The sequence below is a fragment of the Streptococcus sp. HMSC078H12 genome, from assembly GCF_001814615.1.
In the GTDB taxonomy this organism is placed as follows: domain Bacteria; phylum Bacillota; class Bacilli; order Lactobacillales; family Streptococcaceae; genus Streptococcus; species Streptococcus salivarius_F.
This window is the reverse complement of sequence record NZ_KV817343.1, coordinates 89,814-105,970: the sequence shown is the minus strand read 5'-3', so window position 1 is coordinate 105,970 and position 16,157 is coordinate 89,814. Positions and strand designations below refer to the sequence as shown.

Sequence of the window (16,157 nt, the reverse complement as noted above, 5' to 3'; positions counted from 1 at the left end):
TCCCTTTCCCTACATATCATTTTCTTTAGCTTTTAGATTTGTGATAATACGCTCTTGATAGGCTTCAAATTCTCGGATTTCTTGATCAGAAAATCCTTGGTAGAAAATCTCTCCCAGTTCTTCGCTGACACGGTCTCCAATTTCTTTTTGCGCCCAGCCAAGTTCATTCAAAACCACAAACTTCTTGCGCTTGTCCTGGTCACTCTGTTCAATCGTAACCAAGCCCTGGTCAACTAATTTCTTAATCATACTGGTCAAGGTATTGTTGGCAAGTCCTGAAGCAAGGGCGATATCTGTCGCAGTTGCTCGACCATCTTCTTTTTGCCAAAGCACTGTTAAGATTTTTCCTTGTTCACTTCTGTATTGAGCATTTGGTTTCTTGCTCAAGAGTTTTTGAAAAAGTCGCCCGTTCAATAAGCGTATCTGTAAAGCTTGGTAGCCCCCTTGCATCTTGTCCATTTTGTCTCCTTTTTATTTCTATATCGAAATATTAAAGTCATTGTACCACCGCCTGTTACATCTGTCAACAATTTCGATATAGAAATAACTTCAAAAAACAAAAAAACTTCCCTAATCATCTAGGAAAGTTCTTTCTATGATTTTTGATGTCTTAAAAAATCTTATTCAGCCTTAGTAATATCTTCACGCATCTCATCGACATTGAACTTAGCAAAAAGATACTGACGGTCTTGAACTGGGAAACGTTGGTCGAGTTGGTCAACTGGACCAACTTCGATAATACCATTTTCAATAACAAAGTCCATAACGTGACCACCGAATGTCAAGTCGTCTGAAATAAAATGGAGGTGATAACCAGCAACACTCACACCGTGGAACATTTCTGGTGTCCAAATACCAACGATAGTACCTGAAATATTATCTACCTCGTACTCAGGTTGGCGTGTGGCAACATCAGCAAACTTAATATCGGCATTTGATTTTGGAATCATGCGCACGTGCATATGTTTAAAATGACCTTTGATTTTGATAGAACGGAAAAGATTGACCCCATCATAATAAGATTCAATACGATCCTCAAGTTCTTTATCAGTCATTTCATAACGTTGACGGAAGATTACTTCAGCTTGGTGAGGTACGACTGCTGCATAAGGTACTTTTTCATCAGGAGAAACTTCTACCACTTCGACCTTACCCTCAGACCCTTTGGCTTGATAGGCTTTACCGTCAAGAACAATCAACTCACCATCGATAGAATCTAATGTTCCGAGACCTAAGTCTCCATGCTCCAACAATTCTCCAACTGTTAAAGTACCTCCATAAAGCCCAGCCATCAAGGCTCCCAAAGTATTATATTGAAATAATTTTATGGCTTCAGACATGTCTACACCCTCTTTTTAGTAAAATTCATCTGGCAAAATAGTTTCGCCGAGTTTAATATTATCTTTATAGTCGATTGGAACATCAATAAGGACTGGTCCATCTACAGCTTGAGCCAAGGCTTCTTGAAGCAAGCTAGCAAACTCTTCCTTACTTGTTGCACGATAACCTTTCGCTCCAAAGCTCTCAGCATATTTTACAAAATCTACAGGACCAAAGTCAACCCCAGATGAACGACCGTACTTCATTTCTTCCTGGAATTCCACCATATTGTAATGGCCATCGTTCCAGATAATATGAACAATTGGCAATTTCAAACGAACTGCCGTTTCCAATTCTTGTGCTGAGAAGAGGAAACCACCGTCACCAGAAACAGAAATGACTTTTGTCTTAGGACGAACCAAAGCTGCAGAGATGGCCCACGGAAGAGCAACCCCTAAAGTTTGCATCCCATTTGAGAAAAGCAAATGACGTGGTTCATAAGATTTGAAATAGCGAGCCATCCAAATATAGTGACTACCAACGTCAACGGTGACTGTCATATCATCTTTGGTTTGGTCTTGCAAAACTTCAATCAAATCTAGCGGATGTACCTTTCCTTCTTCAGGTCGGCGATCAAACTTAACATCCTCAACAACGTTATTCTTCAACCCTTTAAGGTATTCAACTGATCCTTCAGGTAATTTATAACCCTGAATAGCTGGCAAGAGCAAATCTAAAGTTGCTTCAACATTACCAATCAACTCACGTTCTGGCTGGAAGTAAGTATCTACCTCAGCAGGTTCAACGTCAATTACAATGATACGGGCTGAAATTTCAGCATTCCAGTTACGCGCTTCATATTCAATTGGGTCATAACCAATAGCAATAATCAAGTCAGACTTCTTAAGCAACATGTCCCCCGGTTGGTTACGGAAAAGACCTACACGACCAAAGAAAGTATCTTCTTCAAGGTCTCGTGACACGATACCAGCACCTTGGAAAGTTTCAACAACTGGCAATTTAACATGCTTCAAAATTTGACGAATAGAGTAAGTTACGGCTTCTGAAGAGGCACCATTCCCTAATAGAAAGACTGGCAACACTGCATTTTTAATGGCTTGTGCGAGATAGTTAATATCAGAAACAGATGCTGAACCAAGTTTTGGATCTGTCATAGGCTTAATAGCCTTAACACTGACCGGAGCATCAGTCACGTCTTGAGGAATTGAAATAAAGCTTGCACCTGGTTTCCCTGACTTAGCGTGACGATAGGCATTTGCTACCGTTTCAGAAAGGGTGTTAGCATCATGTACTTCAGCAGCATACTTGGTAATTGGTTCAAGCATGGCAACGTTATTCATTGATTGGTGGGCACGTTTCAAAAGATCTGCACGCTTAACCTGACCACCAATAGCAAGAACAGGGTCTCCTTCATCTGTCGCTGTTACCAAACCAGTAGCCAAATTAGAGACACCTGGGCCAGATGTTACCAATACTACACCAGGTTTCCCTGTAATACGTCCGACACCTTGAGCCATAAAAGCAGCATTTTGCTCATGACGGGCAACTATCAATTCAGGTCCCTTATCTTCCAAGGTATCAAAAACTCTATCGATTTTTGCACCTGGAATCCCAAAGACATAATCAACATCATGGTTGATCAAACTATCAACCACTAAATCCGCACCATACAATTGCTTTTCTTCTGACATGAACACAGTCCTTCTGGCCCTAAAATGATAGAGCCAACTTTCCTTTCAAGTATAAGTCACAAAGTGTCAAAGTCTGCTCGTTTTTTCACAAACTTTCGTCACTTCACAATTCTGTTATCATTATAGCACAGTTTTCAGACAATCTTGTGAAAAAAAGATTGTGAAATTTTGAACTTCCAGCACAAAAAGAAACACCTGATTGCTATCAGATGTTTATGTATTTTTTACCTTAGCAAACTCTCGATTGAGATAATTTTGCAGGCCTTCAAAAATCTCTAGTAGCTGGAGGTAATTAGACAAACTTGAGCGACCAGGAATGTCAACGACATCCAAAGAAATGCGTTCCAAGTCCTTTTCGTAAAGAATACGGAAGGATACCACTGCTTGGTCAGAAAAATAATTTTCCCCTGCCATAATGTAGCACTCATAGATGATGCCAACAGGATTCGCAACCTTCAACTCAATACGAATTGCCCCTAGGCCCAAGGCCTCCACTTGCTGAAAACGCTCCAGAATAACCTGTCGCTGACTAGGAATAAAACTTGTGATATCCATAGTGGCCCTCCCAACATTCCTTTTTGTCTATTATAGCCTAAAGCCGAGAAAAATGCTTGTGTAGGGTTTGTAGAAGCCACATAGACATTCAAGAATACTTAGTCACTTCCTTTGTAGTCTCTAAAGTCTGACTTAATAGTGGAATCATAATCATGTTTATCCACCCAATCCTTTATATCAGCAAAAGAATGGATATCTTTCTTAATACCAGCACTATCCTCTACAGAAACTACAATCGTATCTTCTCCATTTGTCCCTAACCAATGTAAGATATCATTTGTTTGCTCTTCAGGAGAAAAATAGATTTGCGATTGTTTGTCGTATTCTCTATCTCTATAAGACTCATATTGAGCTAATTGCTTTTTATAGGCATTATAGTCCTTGTCATAATCCTTTTGAACTTTTTGACGTGCTTTTTCGTAAGCTCGATAGTCTTTCTGAAAGTCTTGTTGAGCCTTTTTGTTAAGAATCTCGCTGAAACTTAAGGTTTTAACAGGAAAAATAGAATCAGGAAAAACATTTAATTCTGGGACTTTCTTTGGTTCACTTGGTTTATCAGGTTCTTTCCTTTTCACTGGCTCAGTTGGACCAGCTGGAAAATCTCCTTCCTTGCCTTGACGGGTCAATACTTTAAATTTCTTTATTGTATTACTATTGGTTGGTGTCTGATTTACAGCTTCTTGGTAAATATGCTTGACTCCAGGATTGTCATTAAATAGATTAATCTGACTCTCCTCTTTGGAAGTGTCTACATTATCAATTTCTATGATAAGGTTTAGCTGAGCAGATAAATAGCTTTCCTTTGGGGCTGGTGACTTCCTTAAAAGCTCATCCAAGTTTCCTTCTCTCTTTAAATATCCCCACATGGTGCTATCATTCATCTGATTTCGAGCAGAACTCTTATCACCAAAATAAAGCAATTCATCCTTACTATAAGAATAATCTGGTAAATTGCTAGTTAAAAATTGGTTCGTATCCAAATTGTAAGCGAATTGCTTGTTGCTTCGAGTATTCCTCAAGAAAACATAATCATAACCATCAATCGTTCTTAAAGACACAGTCAACTCTTTGATTTCCTTAAAATCCTTGACTTTCTTCAAATATGGAGTCAAATTAATAATTTTCTTTTTGAAATCTTTGTTAATATCATAAACCACTAAATGAGCTTGATGCAGACTGCTCATGGTATCGTAATACCTTACAAAATGATTTCTACCAATCATCTCAGTAGCTACGTTATCTTCAGAATTATAGTAAGTGGGTTCTTCCTGACTAATGGCAATATACTGATGGCGACTACCAAAAATCTCATTGTCTGTTACCTTATCCGTTTTTAAAGCAGTCTGTAATGCCTCTACAGCTTTTTCATGAAATTTATGTTTGACATAAGCATTTCCTAAAAGTAAAAGTGTGAGTAGAGTCGCAGTATAAATCCTTCCACGCTTCGAGAAGGGAAATCTTAAAATCTTCTTTATCATAACTTTTTTACAAAAATAGCCAGAACATCACATTCTGACTATTACTTTTATTTCTCATCTTCGTCCATTGAAAGCACTGACAAGAAGGCTTCTTGTGGGACTTCAACCGAACCGATGGCTTTCATACGTTTCTTACCGGCTTTTTGTTTTTCGAGAAGTTTACGTTTACGTGAAACGTCACCACCGTAACACTTAGCCAAGACGTTTTTACGAAGGGCTTTGATATCTGTACGGGCAACGATTTTTTGACCGATAGCCGCTTGGATAGGCACTTCGAATTGTTGACGTGGAATGATTTTCTTAAGTTTATCAACGATAAGTTTTCCACGCTCGTAGGCAAATTCCTTGTGAACGATGAAGCTAAGGGCATCGACCTTGTCACCATTAAGGAGAATATCCATTTTCACCAATTGTGAACGGCGGTATTCTGACAATTCATAGTCAAAGCTTGCATAACCACGTGTTGATGATTTCAATTTATCAAAGAAATCAAAGACGATTTCGGCAAGTGGAATTTGATAGATAACGTTCACACGATTATCATCAATGTATTCCATGGTTTCAAAATCACCACGTTTACGTTGTGCCAACTCCATAACCGCACCAACATATTCTTGAGGAACCATAATTTGAGCTTTAACATAAGGTTCTTCAATAGCATCAATACGTGTAGGATCTGGGAATTCAGATGGGTTAGACACTTCAAGCATCTCACCGTCAGTAGTATTAACATGGTAAACTACCGATGGTGCTGTCATGATGAGGTCAATGTTAAACTCACGTTCCAAACGTTCTTGGATAACATCCATGTGAAGAAGACCCAAGAAACCACAACGGAAACCAAAACCAAGGGCTTGAGACGTTTCAGGCTCAAATTGAAGACTGGCATCGTTCAACTGGAGTTTTTCAAGGGCTTCACGCAAGTCGTTATATTTATTTGACTCAATTGGGTAAAGACCTGCAAACACCATTGGGTTCATTTGCTTATAGCCATGGAGTGGCTCTGCAGCTGGATTATCCGCAAGTGTCACTGTATCACCGACACGAGTATCCGCAACGGTTTTAATTGAGGCTGCAATATAACCAACATCACCAGTCGCAAGGTAGTCACGGCCAACAGCTTTAGGTGTGAAGATACCAACCTCAGTAACATCAAAAGTCTTGCCATTGGACATCATTTGAATCTTATCGCCTGGTTTAACCATTCCGTTAACCACACGCACTTGGAGGATAACCCCACGGTAGGCATCGTAAACAGAGTCAAAGATAAGGGCTTGAAGAGGCGCTTCAACATCACCTTGAGGTGCAGGAACTTTCTCAACGATTTGTTCGAGAATCTCTTCAATACCAATACCGGCCTTAGCTGATGCAAGCACAGCTTCAGAAGCATCTAGTCCAATAACATCTTCAACTTCTGTACGCACACGCTCAGGATCTGCAGCTGGAAGGTCAATTTTATTGATAACTGGTAAGATTTCCAAGTCATTATCAAGGGCCAAGTAAACATTGGCAAGAGTTTGAGCTTCAATCCCTTGAGCTGCATCCACCACCAAGATGGCACCCTCACAGGCAGCAAGAGAACGTGACACCTCATAAGTAAAGTCCACGTGTCCTGGTGTGTCGATAAGGTGGAAAATGTATGTTTCGCCATCTTTAGCTGTATAGTTAAGCTCAATGGCATTTAGTTTAATAGTGATTCCACGTTCACGCTCGAGGTCCATACTATCAAGGAGTTGCGCCTGCATCTCACGACTTGATACTGTCTCTGTCTTTTCCAAAATACGGTCAGCAAGAGTTGATTTACCGTGGTCAATATGGGCAATAATAGAGAAGTTACGAATCTTCTCCTGTCGTTGTTTTAATTCTTCAATATTTGGCATTTGTATCTTTCCTAGTTCTTACTTGTGATTATAAAAAAACTAATCGTTACCTTCTATTATACAAAAAAGACAGGCTTTTGCCTATCTCTAATATCTGCTTTCTGACTGCATTTAGTCCTTCTTATTTCTTAAAAGTATCGTTGTAATGCTTATTAATAATTGCTGAACGCTTGTTTTCTGTTGAACTACTTGAAAATGGCCCTAAACCACAGGCTAGTACAACAACACCTAATAGAAAGAGGCAATAAAATGGGTGCTCAACAATATAGTGTAAAATGTCTGACATAGGAAAACTCCTCTTAAATCATAATCAATTACGATTATATTATCAGAAATATTATGTTTTATCAAGCAAAAAAAAGAGAGCTTTTCGCTCTCCCTAATAATCTTAATGGAATTGCATACCACCATCAACGATGATTGTTTGACCTGTGATGTAGTTTGAGTCAGGTCCAGCAAGGAAGCTAACTGCTGCTGCTACATCTTCAGGTTCAGACAAACGTTTGAGGGTAATATCTTTAGCAAAAGTTTGCATACCCCATTCATCATCTTTACCAGCATTTTTACCAACTTCGTGGGCAATGTCAAACATCATTGGAGTCTTAACGATACCTGGTGCATAAGCATTGACAGTGATACCTGATTCAGCCAAATCACGCGCCAAAGTTTGAGTGATACCACGAACTGCAAATTTAGTACCACCGTATACAGTCAAGTTAGGGTTACCAACGACACCAGCCTGAGATGTTGCATTGATAATTTTACCACCATGACCGAGTGCTTTAAATTGTGCTTGTGCGGCTTGAGCACCCCAGATAACACCACCGACATTGATGTTAAATGTACGTTGGAACTGCTCTTCAGTAATTGTATCAAGAGGTGTTGTTGGAGCCACACCGGCATTATTAACAACAACATTCAAATCACCAAAGTGATCAACAACTTTTTGGAAAGCAGCTGCTACTTCAGCTTGTTTAGACACATCAGCTACAACCGCAAATGCTTTATCTGCTGACAATTCAGCAACCGCTTTTTCTGCAGTTTCAGCGTTGTAGTCCAATACTCCGACTTTAAAACCATCTTCAACCAAACGTTTTGCAATCGCAAAACCAATACCTTGACCTGCACCTGTAACAATAGCAACTTTTGACATACGAAATCCTCCTCTACCAATTGAGTAACGGACCCAATAACAGTTCTTATCTCAATTGGAATACGCTAAGTTAGTCAAGTTCTGGCAAAGTCATTTTCATAGGCTTTGTCTTAACTCAATTAAAATTCTACCCCTTTATGAAAACGTTGTCAAGTAATTATCAAACTTTTCTGAAAACAAATAAGACCACCTTGAGGTGACCTTATTTCTATTATTCTTCAAATTCAAAACCTAATGCTTCCATATCATCCAAGCCACCTAGATTAGTCACCTTAGTATAGCCTCGCTCTTTAAGGACTGATGCAGCAAATTCTGCACGAGGGCCCATTTTACAATAGAGGTAAATGGAAGTGTCTTTTTCGGCTGGAATGTCAGCAGAGAAAAACTGGGTGTGAGGTATTAAGAGGGCATCCTTAACATGTCCTTCTGCATACTCTTCTGGACTTCTGACATCAATTAACAGTCCACCCTTGGCTAAATCTGACTGAATCTGTGCTAAATCCATCCTACTCACCAAACCAAATCTTAATTTCTCGAGCCGCAGATTCTTCTGAATCAGAGCCATGAACAATATTTGGAATCATGTCACCATCTGGTGCGGTTGCAAAGTCTCCACGAATCGTTCCAGGGACAGCATCCCCAGGATTAGTTGCTCCCATCATATCACGCCATGACTTGATAACACCTGGACCAGAAATAATACCAATCACTGATGGACCACTCATCATGAATTCTGCAATGCTAGAGAAAAAAGGTTTATCAACCAATTGAGCATAATGTTCTTTAAGACGTTCTTCGTCAAGTGTCAGCATTTCCATTCGTTCAATAATGAAGCCACGACGTTCAATACGATCAATGACTTGTCCCATCAAGTGTCGTTTTACAGCATCTGGTTTAATAATAAAAAATGTTTTTTGCATGTTCCCAACCTTCATTGTTTTCTTTTCATTTTACCATAGGAAGTATCATTTTGCAGACCAAAACTTTATATAGTCTTAAACTATACCCACAGAAAGAAAATAACTATTTTCAATCGAAATAAATAAAAATATTATAGATGTAAAATCTTATTTTGAGGTGAATCTTATGACAAAATCTAAATTTCAACTAGTTGGTTCTCTCCTTCGTCCTGCGGATCTCCGTAAATACAAGGACGAAATTGAGCACCGTGACGATATCCAGTATCCTTTCTACGATGCCCTTCCTGGTTATCAAGAAACTGAAACTGCAGATATTAAGCAAATTGTGGCTGACCAAAAGGCTAACGGAATTGACATCCTTACTGATGGTGAGTTTGGCCGCTCTATGTGGCACTTGGACTTTGTCTGGGGTCTCAAAGGGATCGAACGTTACATTGCTGAGCATGGTTATACATTCAAAGACCACGATGGCGGACAATATGAGACTCGTAAGGATATTGGGATTCGTATCACTGAACCTCTCTCAGGTAAAAACCACCATTACCTAGATATCTATAAATTGGTTAAGGCTGAAGCTGGTGATGAAGATACCAAACAAACTATCTGGGGACCTGCTCATGCCTACACTGAACTTGCTATCTTTGACCGTTTGGCGGGACCAGGACAAGTCTATGAGACAAACGAAGACCTCAAAAAAGGTTTGATTAATGCCTATAAAGAATTCTTGGAAGAATACAAGGCAGTAGGTGGAAAAATCGTTCAATTTGATGACTGTCTCTGGGAACTCTTTGACCCATCAAACCCTGCAAGTTTCTTTGCGGAAGGTAATTCTGATTTGGCAGAATTGGCTGATGAGTTTGTAGCTATCAATAACGAGGTTGTAGACTATGCTCACGAAATTGGTTTAACGGTTTGGACGCACAACTGTCGTGGCAACTATGAAAGCCGTTCTGCTGCCGAAGGAACTTACGAAGCCATCGCTAAGAAGTTCTTGGCAGAGCAACACTATGACCGTTTCTTCCTTGAGTGGGATAGCGACACCGCTGGTGATATCAAAGCTCTCGAAGCCCTCAAAGACAGCAAAGCTGAAGTTGTACTAGGACTTTTGTCATCTAAAACAACTGAACTTGATGACGAGGAACGTGTTCTTGACTTGCTTGAAAAAGCTAGTCAAATCCTTCCTCAAGAGCGTCTCTTCCTTTCTCACCAATGTGGTTTCGCCTCATGTGACTCAGGTAATGAGTTGGCAACACCACAACAATGGGCTAAAATTAAACAAGGTCAAGATATCGCTAAGAAATTCTTTGGTTAATTGAATACTTTTAAATCTGAAAAATCCCTTACCGCATTCGGTAAGGGATTTTGATATTGTCTAAGCTTGAATAAAAGGTTGTAAATCTTCAAGAGCTCGCTCAGCAATTTTTTCATAGCGCTCTTTCTTGTCACGAATACGTGGCCCTTCCAACTCTTTGATGATACCAAAGTTAACATTCATTGGTTGAAAATGTTTACTTTCAGCATGTGTCACATAATATGGAAGACTCCCGATAGCTGTTGTATGAGGGAAGATAACCTCATCTTCACCCTTAAAGAGACGGGCAGCATTGATTCCAGCAACCAAACCTGAGGCAGCTGATTCAACATAACCTTCTACACCAGTCATTTGTCCCGCAAAGAACAAGTTAGGGTTTGATTTTGATTGGAAGGTCTGTTTGAGCAAGTTTGGCGAATCCATGTAAGAGTTGCGGTGCATAACCCCATAACGCACAAATTCAGCGTTTTCAAGACCTGGAATCATTTGGAAGACACGCTTTTGCTCTCCCCATTTGAGGTGGGTTTGGAAACCAACGATATTATAGAGGCTACCAGCCGCATTGTCCTGACGAAGCTGAACAACCGCATAAGGCGTCTTGAAGTCACCATCACGTGGCCCCTTATAATCCTCAGGATACTCCAAACCAACTGGTTTCATAGGACCATAGAGCATTGTCTTGATACCACGTTTAGCCATAACTTCGATAGGCATACAGCCCTCGAAATACTTTTCTTTTTCAAAAGAATTCAAAGGAGCTTCTTCAGCTGTTGTCAAGGCCTCGTGGAAGGCCATGAACTCCTCCTTGGTCATTGGACAGTTTAGGTAAGCTGCTTCACCCTTGTCATAGCGTGACTTAAGGTAGACTTTGTTCATGTCGATAGTCGCTTTATCAACAATCGGTGCAGCGGCATCATAGAAATAGAACCCATCTCCACCGTTAAGCTTGTGAATTTTTTCAGCTAAAGCATCAGAAGTCAAAGGACCTGAAGCAATAACTGTAATGGCATCATCAGGAATTTCTGTGATTTCTTCACGGATGATTTCAATTAATGGATTGTTCTCAATTTCAGCTGTCACTGCTTCTGCATAACCTTCACGGTCAACCGCCATGGCACCACCAGCTGGCACACGATGAGCTTCTCCATTACGCATAATGATAGAGTCCAAGCGACGCATTTCTTCTTTAAGAAGCCCTACAGCATTTGTCAAGCTATCACCACGGAAAGAGTTAGAGCAAACCAATTCTGCAAAGTTTGTTGTCTTATGCTGAGGTGTTGCTTTGACCCCACGCATTTCATATAGTTTTACCGGAATACCACGTTTAGCAATCTGATAAGCTGCTTCAGAGCCGGCCAAACCAGCTCCAATCACGTTAATATAATCTGCTTTTGATTGAGACATGACACTAATACCTCTTCGAGAACAAGATGAAATCCTGCCCCCACAAATCTTTCTTCATTTTTACTCTTAGTAGTATAGCAAAAAACTCCTCATCTGGCGACTAGGAGTCATCTGTATTTAAAGGGGTAAAATGATAGTCACTTTAGCACCACCCGTGCTATCGTCATTCGAAAGAGCAAGACTACCATGGTGTAAGCGAATAATATCATTGGCAATAGTCAGACCAAGGCCACTATGATTGCGGCTCTGTCTGCTTTTATCCTCTTGATAAAAGAGCTGAGTAGCCTTTTCAAGAGATTCAAGGGAAAATCCAGGACCAGAATCAAGGCAGATAAACTTGAATTCATCTTCTTCTACCCTAGCGGTCAGGAGCAACTGACTACCACTTGGCGTATGCTCTACAGCATTCGAAATGATATTCATAAAAGCTCGATTCACCAAGGACCTGTCCCAATGGCCTATGATTTCTTTCTCAATTTCTTTCTTGTCAAAGACTACATTGATTTGTTTGGTTTGAGCTAGTGACAAGGTTTGATCGTAAATGTCTTCAATAAATTCCCTAACCGAAATGTCTTCAAGCGTCAAGGTTTTCGTCAAACTCGTTTTGTTGAGTTCGGACAACTCTTTAACATAAGCATCAACCTGTGTAATCCCCTTTTGAAAATGTTCTAATAAGTCCATCTGTTCCGCATCCAAGGGAGTCATGGCTAAGAGGTCTGCATTTCCACGAGCAACTGTCAGTGGTGTCTTTAAGTCATGTGTCAGGGCAGAAATCTGATTTTGCTTATCTTGCTCTGCCTTCCAATTTTCCATCAAAGATTCACGGAGCGCAACCCTCATGTGATCCAAGCCACTTAAAACCTGATTGAATTCCTTAATAGTAGATTGGGAGGTTTGAAAATCCAAGTCTTGCTCTGCAATTTTCTTAGTTGCCCACAGTATTGGTCTAAGCTGTTGGCGTAATTTATGAGCATAGAACAATGTTAAAACGATAAAAATGAGTAAAATGGACACCATCATTGAGCCAATCATCATAATATTAGCATTAGGCAAATGCTGGTTCATCCACTCATTACGGTACCGAGGTGATAGTTGATAATTGACAATGACTATGCCATCTGACCGTTCAAAAGACTGAAAATAGCCGTATCTTCCACCGTGAGCATTCTTGAATTGGTAATTTAGCAAGGATTCTTCTTGCAAGTTAACTGGCATGTTAGACTTCTTAAGTTTAAATTCCCTTGTTAAAAAGACATAACTAGTACCATCGGGTAAGATATCGGGATTAAAGACCTTAGAAGTCTCAATATCATTTCTCACAGCAGATAAATCACTCTCTACCTGATTTGCTGGAATGACAAACCCAAAACCGAAGGTAAAAAGATAGAAAATAAGAAGACTGCTGATTACAGAGAGAACTGTAAGACTGACGACATAAGATAACAAGATTGTTCTTAGAGAGTGCTCTCGTTTTTTTATTAGTGCCACTTGTAACCAATCCCCCAGACTGTTTCAATAGGACTTTGCCCGACATTTTTGAGCTTTGCACGGATATTTTTGATATGTTCAGCCACTGCTGTCGGACTCCCTTTATCCTCATAGCCATACAAATGCGTGTAGATTTGCTCTTTGGAAAAAACTTGGCCTTTATTTTCAGCCAAAAATTGACAAATACCATACTCCGACTTAGTCAAATCTAACAGTTGATTCTCAACATAAAGCTCCTGAGCCGACAAATCAAACTGAAAATCACCTAGAGAAAGCTTATGGTGACGTTCACGATGTTCACGTCTTAAGTGAGCCGCAACACGCGCTTGAAGTTCTTTAACCCCAAATGGTTTGCAAATGTAATCATCCGCACCATAAGTCAAACCTTGGACGATGTCTGCCTCTTGCGTTTTAGCTGTAATAAAGAGGATAGGGCAATCCACCTGATTTCGAATCTCATGACAAAACTGTAGACCGTCAACATCAGGCATCATGATATCCAGTAAAATCAAGTCAAATCGAGGTAAAGAGTTCTTATTCAAATCTAAAACACTTGTAAGCCCTGTCACCTTATGGTTTTGGAGCTCTAAAGCCTTTACAACCAATTGAACAATATCTTCTTGATCATCAATAACAAGTATCTGAGCCATAACCTTTCCTTTCGTTCAAAGTTACTCTTATCATATCATCTATAGAAGATTACTGACAAGGCGTAAAGTAGATAAATCTATTAATAAGATTTTGAATTTATTGGCAAAAAACAAATAAATAACAAAGTCACCTCAACAATCCATAAAGGTAGGGAATTGAGTTGGCTCCAATCACTAAGGATAAGGCTATTGATAGGTAAAGCAATAGGAAGCCAATGAATAGACAAGAAAACTTTATTACTAGCAAAAATAATAAAAATAATTTCAATTATAGAGATAATAATATTACTAACACTGTTCAGACTCACTTGTATAAAGTAGTGAAAATGATTAAGAAAGACTATTAACATCCAACTTGATAGACTTACTACAAATCCATTCACACTATTCATAAGAAGGAGGTTTATGATAAGCCAACTAAATAAAGAAGGTAGGCTAAGGGTTAGGTCTACTATCAAAAGTTTAGCCAACCATAAACGTCTTTGCTTAGGGTAACTCGATATTTCTTGATAATGATTAGCGTATTTTTCTTGTTCAATCCCTAAAATTGACAAAAATGATGTCAATAGCGGATAGCATAAAAAAGATAATATGGCTAAATTAGTTAGAGAAAAACCATTAGGAACGAAGCTCACATACATTGGTATTGTAATGATCTCTAAGACAGCAAAACTGAGAATAAGATAAAGACCGAAAGTATTCTTTAATTTTAGTAACTCACTCCTTAGCATTTAATTGTCTCCTTTGCAGTGAAAAAGATAAAAGCAATGTCACTACTATTGATAGCATCATCGTAAGTAACACTTGCAAAATGCTAGTATGATTCGTATTTACAATAATATCCCCCGATGGTTTAAGGTTTAATAAAAATTGAGCTATTTTATAGTGATAGGTATAGGGGAAAACGAACCAGAGTGGACTCTGAGCAATAAAAGGTGCTATTAAAAGACAAACCAATGTATTAAGAGCTAATAGGATGAATTGACTCATGTATTTAGATATTAGGTAAAGTAAAGGAATGTTCCATAAAGTTGTCATCCAAATTAAGATTAAGGAAATAGCTGTTTTAGGAATATTTATTGGAATAAAACCTGTGTAAATAAATGCAACGAGACTAAGGAAAGCTAGTAAGAATAAACTAGCAATCAATGTCCTCATTCCTATAAGCACCATTTTTATCAAGCTAATTTTCCAAGTAAAATATCCATTTGTAACATTTTGAAAATGCCCAGCCTGATCTTCTAAACGTCTATCAACTATAAACAAAAGACCATTTACAAGATATAAAAAGATAGCTTCCCACCAATAAACCGAGAAAGGAACAAAAATCTGTAACCCTCCCATTAAAAAGGCTATAAGAACGGTTAAAAATGGTATGATGATTAAGAATTTAGTCGTTCCTAAATGTCGTAATTTGAGCAATTCCGAATAGAATATCTTTTGCATATCACTAACCCCCATGAACAATTTTAAAGAAGAGTCTCTCAAGACTATCTACATTTTTGTTTTCACCATCATATTGAATTTTACCTTTGTCGAGAATAAGAATATGATCAGCAACCTTACTAATTTCTAAAAGTTGATGACTGGAAACCAGAATTGTCATTCCCTTTGCTTTCAAGGAACGAATAAGGTTTAGCAATTCATTTATACCATCAGGATCAAGGCCATTAGTAGGCTCATCTAGAATTAAAAATTGGGGATTAGTTAAAATAGCCATACCAATCCCAAGTCGTTGCTTCATACCTAATGAAAATTTACCGGCTTTTTTCTTTCCAGTATTTGAAAGACCAATTATTTCTAAGGTTTCATAAATTTTGGAATCAGGAATATCATATAATAACGCTTTTGTTTTTAGATTATCAAAAGCCGAAAGGTTGTGATAAATTGCAGGTGCTTCAATTAATGCACCTAATAAATGTTTGTTTTTGGATGATCCATCAAATCGAATTTCTCCACTACTTTTTTGGACTAAACCAAAAAGAATTTTCATCAGAGTTGACTTACCAGCACCATTTACTCCTAATAGACCACAAACTGTTCCAGATTCAATTGTAAATGTGATCTTGTCTAAAATAGTCTTATCTTTGTAGGATTTTGAAAGTTGTTTAACAGTTATTTGCATTTGTACACCTCATTTAGAATAGTTGTGTTTTCAATATAAGCTTATATTTACCTAATATCAGAAAATCACTTACTCTCCTTTCTTTTCATTCTTAGTATAAAAAACAAATTTAAGGAAAGTATCAGTTTTTTTGATAAAATACAAAAAACTATCCCAAGTT

Annotated in this window: 17 protein-coding genes; 1 reads left to right on the top strand and 16 read right to left on the bottom strand. The window is 38.7% G+C overall.

Going from position 1 to position 16,157, the window contains the following annotated elements; translation table 11 throughout:
• Positions 1 to 9 precede the first annotated feature (9 nt).
• The 10 genes from HMPREF2979_RS08260 to ndk all read right to left on the bottom strand — a co-directional run bounded on the left by HMPREF2979_RS08260 (position 10) and on the right by ndk (position 9,018).
• Entirely contained in the window at positions 10 to 459 is a 450-nt protein-coding gene (locus HMPREF2979_RS08260; RefSeq protein WP_070656137.1) for a MarR family winged helix-turn-helix transcriptional regulator, read from the bottom strand.
• A 161-nt stretch (positions 460 to 620) separates the two neighbouring features.
• Positions 621 to 1,340, bottom strand: coding sequence for an acetolactate decarboxylase (budA, locus tag HMPREF2979_RS08255; RefSeq protein WP_002883899.1), 720 nt, complete (start codon positions 1,338 to 1,340; stop codon positions 621 to 623).
• 15 nt (positions 1,341 to 1,355) lie between these two features.
• Positions 1,356 to 3,032, bottom strand: a complete 1,677-nt coding sequence (gene alsS, locus HMPREF2979_RS08250; protein ID WP_004182457.1) for an acetolactate synthase AlsS — start codon at positions 3,030 to 3,032, stop codon at positions 1,356 to 1,358.
• A gap of 213 nt (positions 3,033 to 3,245) precedes the next feature.
• Positions 3,246 to 3,587, bottom strand: a complete 342-nt coding sequence (locus HMPREF2979_RS08245) for a hypothetical protein (protein ID WP_070656134.1) — start codon at positions 3,585 to 3,587, stop codon at positions 3,246 to 3,248.
• Positions 3,588 to 3,685: 98 nt separating this feature from the next.
• Positions 3,686 to 5,065 carry a hypothetical protein gene (locus HMPREF2979_RS08240; RefSeq protein ID WP_070656132.1) on the bottom strand — a complete coding sequence of 460 codons (1,380 nt, stop codon included), beginning with the start codon at positions 5,063 to 5,065 and terminating at the stop codon, positions 3,686 to 3,688.
• A gap of 47 nt (positions 5,066 to 5,112) precedes the next feature.
• Positions 5,113 to 6,945, bottom strand: a complete 1,833-nt coding sequence (lepA, locus tag HMPREF2979_RS08235; protein ID WP_003092624.1) for a translation elongation factor 4 — start codon at positions 6,943 to 6,945, stop codon at positions 5,113 to 5,115.
• 121 nt (positions 6,946 to 7,066) lie between these two features.
• Positions 7,067 to 7,231: a hypothetical protein gene (locus HMPREF2979_RS10340; RefSeq protein ID WP_186821187.1), complete on the bottom strand. Its 165-nt coding sequence runs from the start codon at positions 7,229 to 7,231 to the stop codon at positions 7,067 to 7,069.
• A 102-nt stretch (positions 7,232 to 7,333) separates the two neighbouring features.
• Positions 7,334 to 8,098, bottom strand: a complete 765-nt coding sequence (locus tag HMPREF2979_RS08230; protein WP_060972977.1) for a (S)-acetoin forming diacetyl reductase — start codon at positions 8,096 to 8,098, stop codon at positions 7,334 to 7,336.
• A 211-nt stretch (positions 8,099 to 8,309) separates the two neighbouring features.
• On the bottom strand, positions 8,310 to 8,603 hold the full coding sequence (locus tag HMPREF2979_RS08225; RefSeq protein ID WP_070656130.1) for a rhodanese-like domain-containing protein: 294 nt from the start codon (positions 8,601 to 8,603) through the stop codon (positions 8,310 to 8,312).
• Position 8,604: 1 nt separating this feature from the next.
• Positions 8,605 to 9,018, bottom strand: coding sequence for a nucleoside-diphosphate kinase (ndk, locus tag HMPREF2979_RS08220; RefSeq protein WP_186821186.1), 414 nt, complete (start codon positions 9,016 to 9,018; stop codon positions 8,605 to 8,607).
• A 166-nt stretch (positions 9,019 to 9,184) separates the two neighbouring features.
• On the opposite strand from ndk, the gene HMPREF2979_RS08215 reads away from it, so the two are divergent.
• A complete protein-coding gene (locus tag HMPREF2979_RS08215) occupies positions 9,185 to 10,330 on the top strand; it encodes a cobalamin-independent methionine synthase II family protein (RefSeq protein ID WP_070656126.1) in 1,146 nt (381 codons plus the stop codon).
• Between the two features lie 60 nt (positions 10,331 to 10,390).
• Here HMPREF2979_RS08215 and trmFO read toward each other — a convergent pair whose 3' ends face one another.
• From trmFO to HMPREF2979_RS08185, 6 genes are all read right to left on the bottom strand, one after another.
• Positions 10,391 to 11,734: a methylenetetrahydrofolate--tRNA-(uracil(54)-C(5))-methyltransferase (FADH(2)-oxidizing) TrmFO gene (gene trmFO / locus HMPREF2979_RS08210; RefSeq protein WP_070656124.1), complete on the bottom strand. Its 1,344-nt coding sequence runs from the start codon at positions 11,732 to 11,734 to the stop codon at positions 10,391 to 10,393.
• A gap of 117 nt (positions 11,735 to 11,851) precedes the next feature.
• On the bottom strand, positions 11,852 to 13,222 hold the full coding sequence (locus tag HMPREF2979_RS08205; protein WP_148132240.1) for a sensor histidine kinase: 1,371 nt from the start codon (positions 13,220 to 13,222) through the stop codon (positions 11,852 to 11,854).
• A complete protein-coding gene (locus HMPREF2979_RS08200; RefSeq protein ID WP_070656122.1) occupies positions 13,213 to 13,872 on the bottom strand; it encodes a response regulator transcription factor in 660 nt (219 codons plus the stop codon). Before HMPREF2979_RS08200 ends, HMPREF2979_RS08205 begins: the two co-directional genes overlap by 10 nt.
• 80 nt (positions 13,873 to 13,952) lie before the next feature.
• Positions 13,953 to 14,603 (bottom strand): ABC-2 family transporter permease, encoded by a 651-nt coding sequence (locus tag HMPREF2979_RS08195; RefSeq protein ID WP_045768655.1) that lies wholly within the window; start codon positions 14,601 to 14,603, stop codon positions 13,953 to 13,955.
• Positions 14,590 to 15,318 (bottom strand): lantibiotic immunity ABC transporter MutE/EpiE family permease subunit, encoded by a 729-nt coding sequence (locus HMPREF2979_RS08190; RefSeq protein WP_070656120.1) that lies wholly within the window; start codon positions 15,316 to 15,318, stop codon positions 14,590 to 14,592. The genes HMPREF2979_RS08195 and HMPREF2979_RS08190 overlap by 14 nt, the downstream gene beginning before the upstream one ends.
• Positions 15,319 to 15,322: 4 nt before the next feature.
• The gene (locus HMPREF2979_RS08185; protein ID WP_070656118.1) at positions 15,323 to 15,997 is read right to left on the bottom strand and encodes an ABC transporter ATP-binding protein; all 675 of its coding nucleotides are present in this window, start codon (positions 15,995 to 15,997) and stop codon (positions 15,323 to 15,325) included.
• Between the last annotated feature and the right edge of the window lie 160 nt (positions 15,998 to 16,157).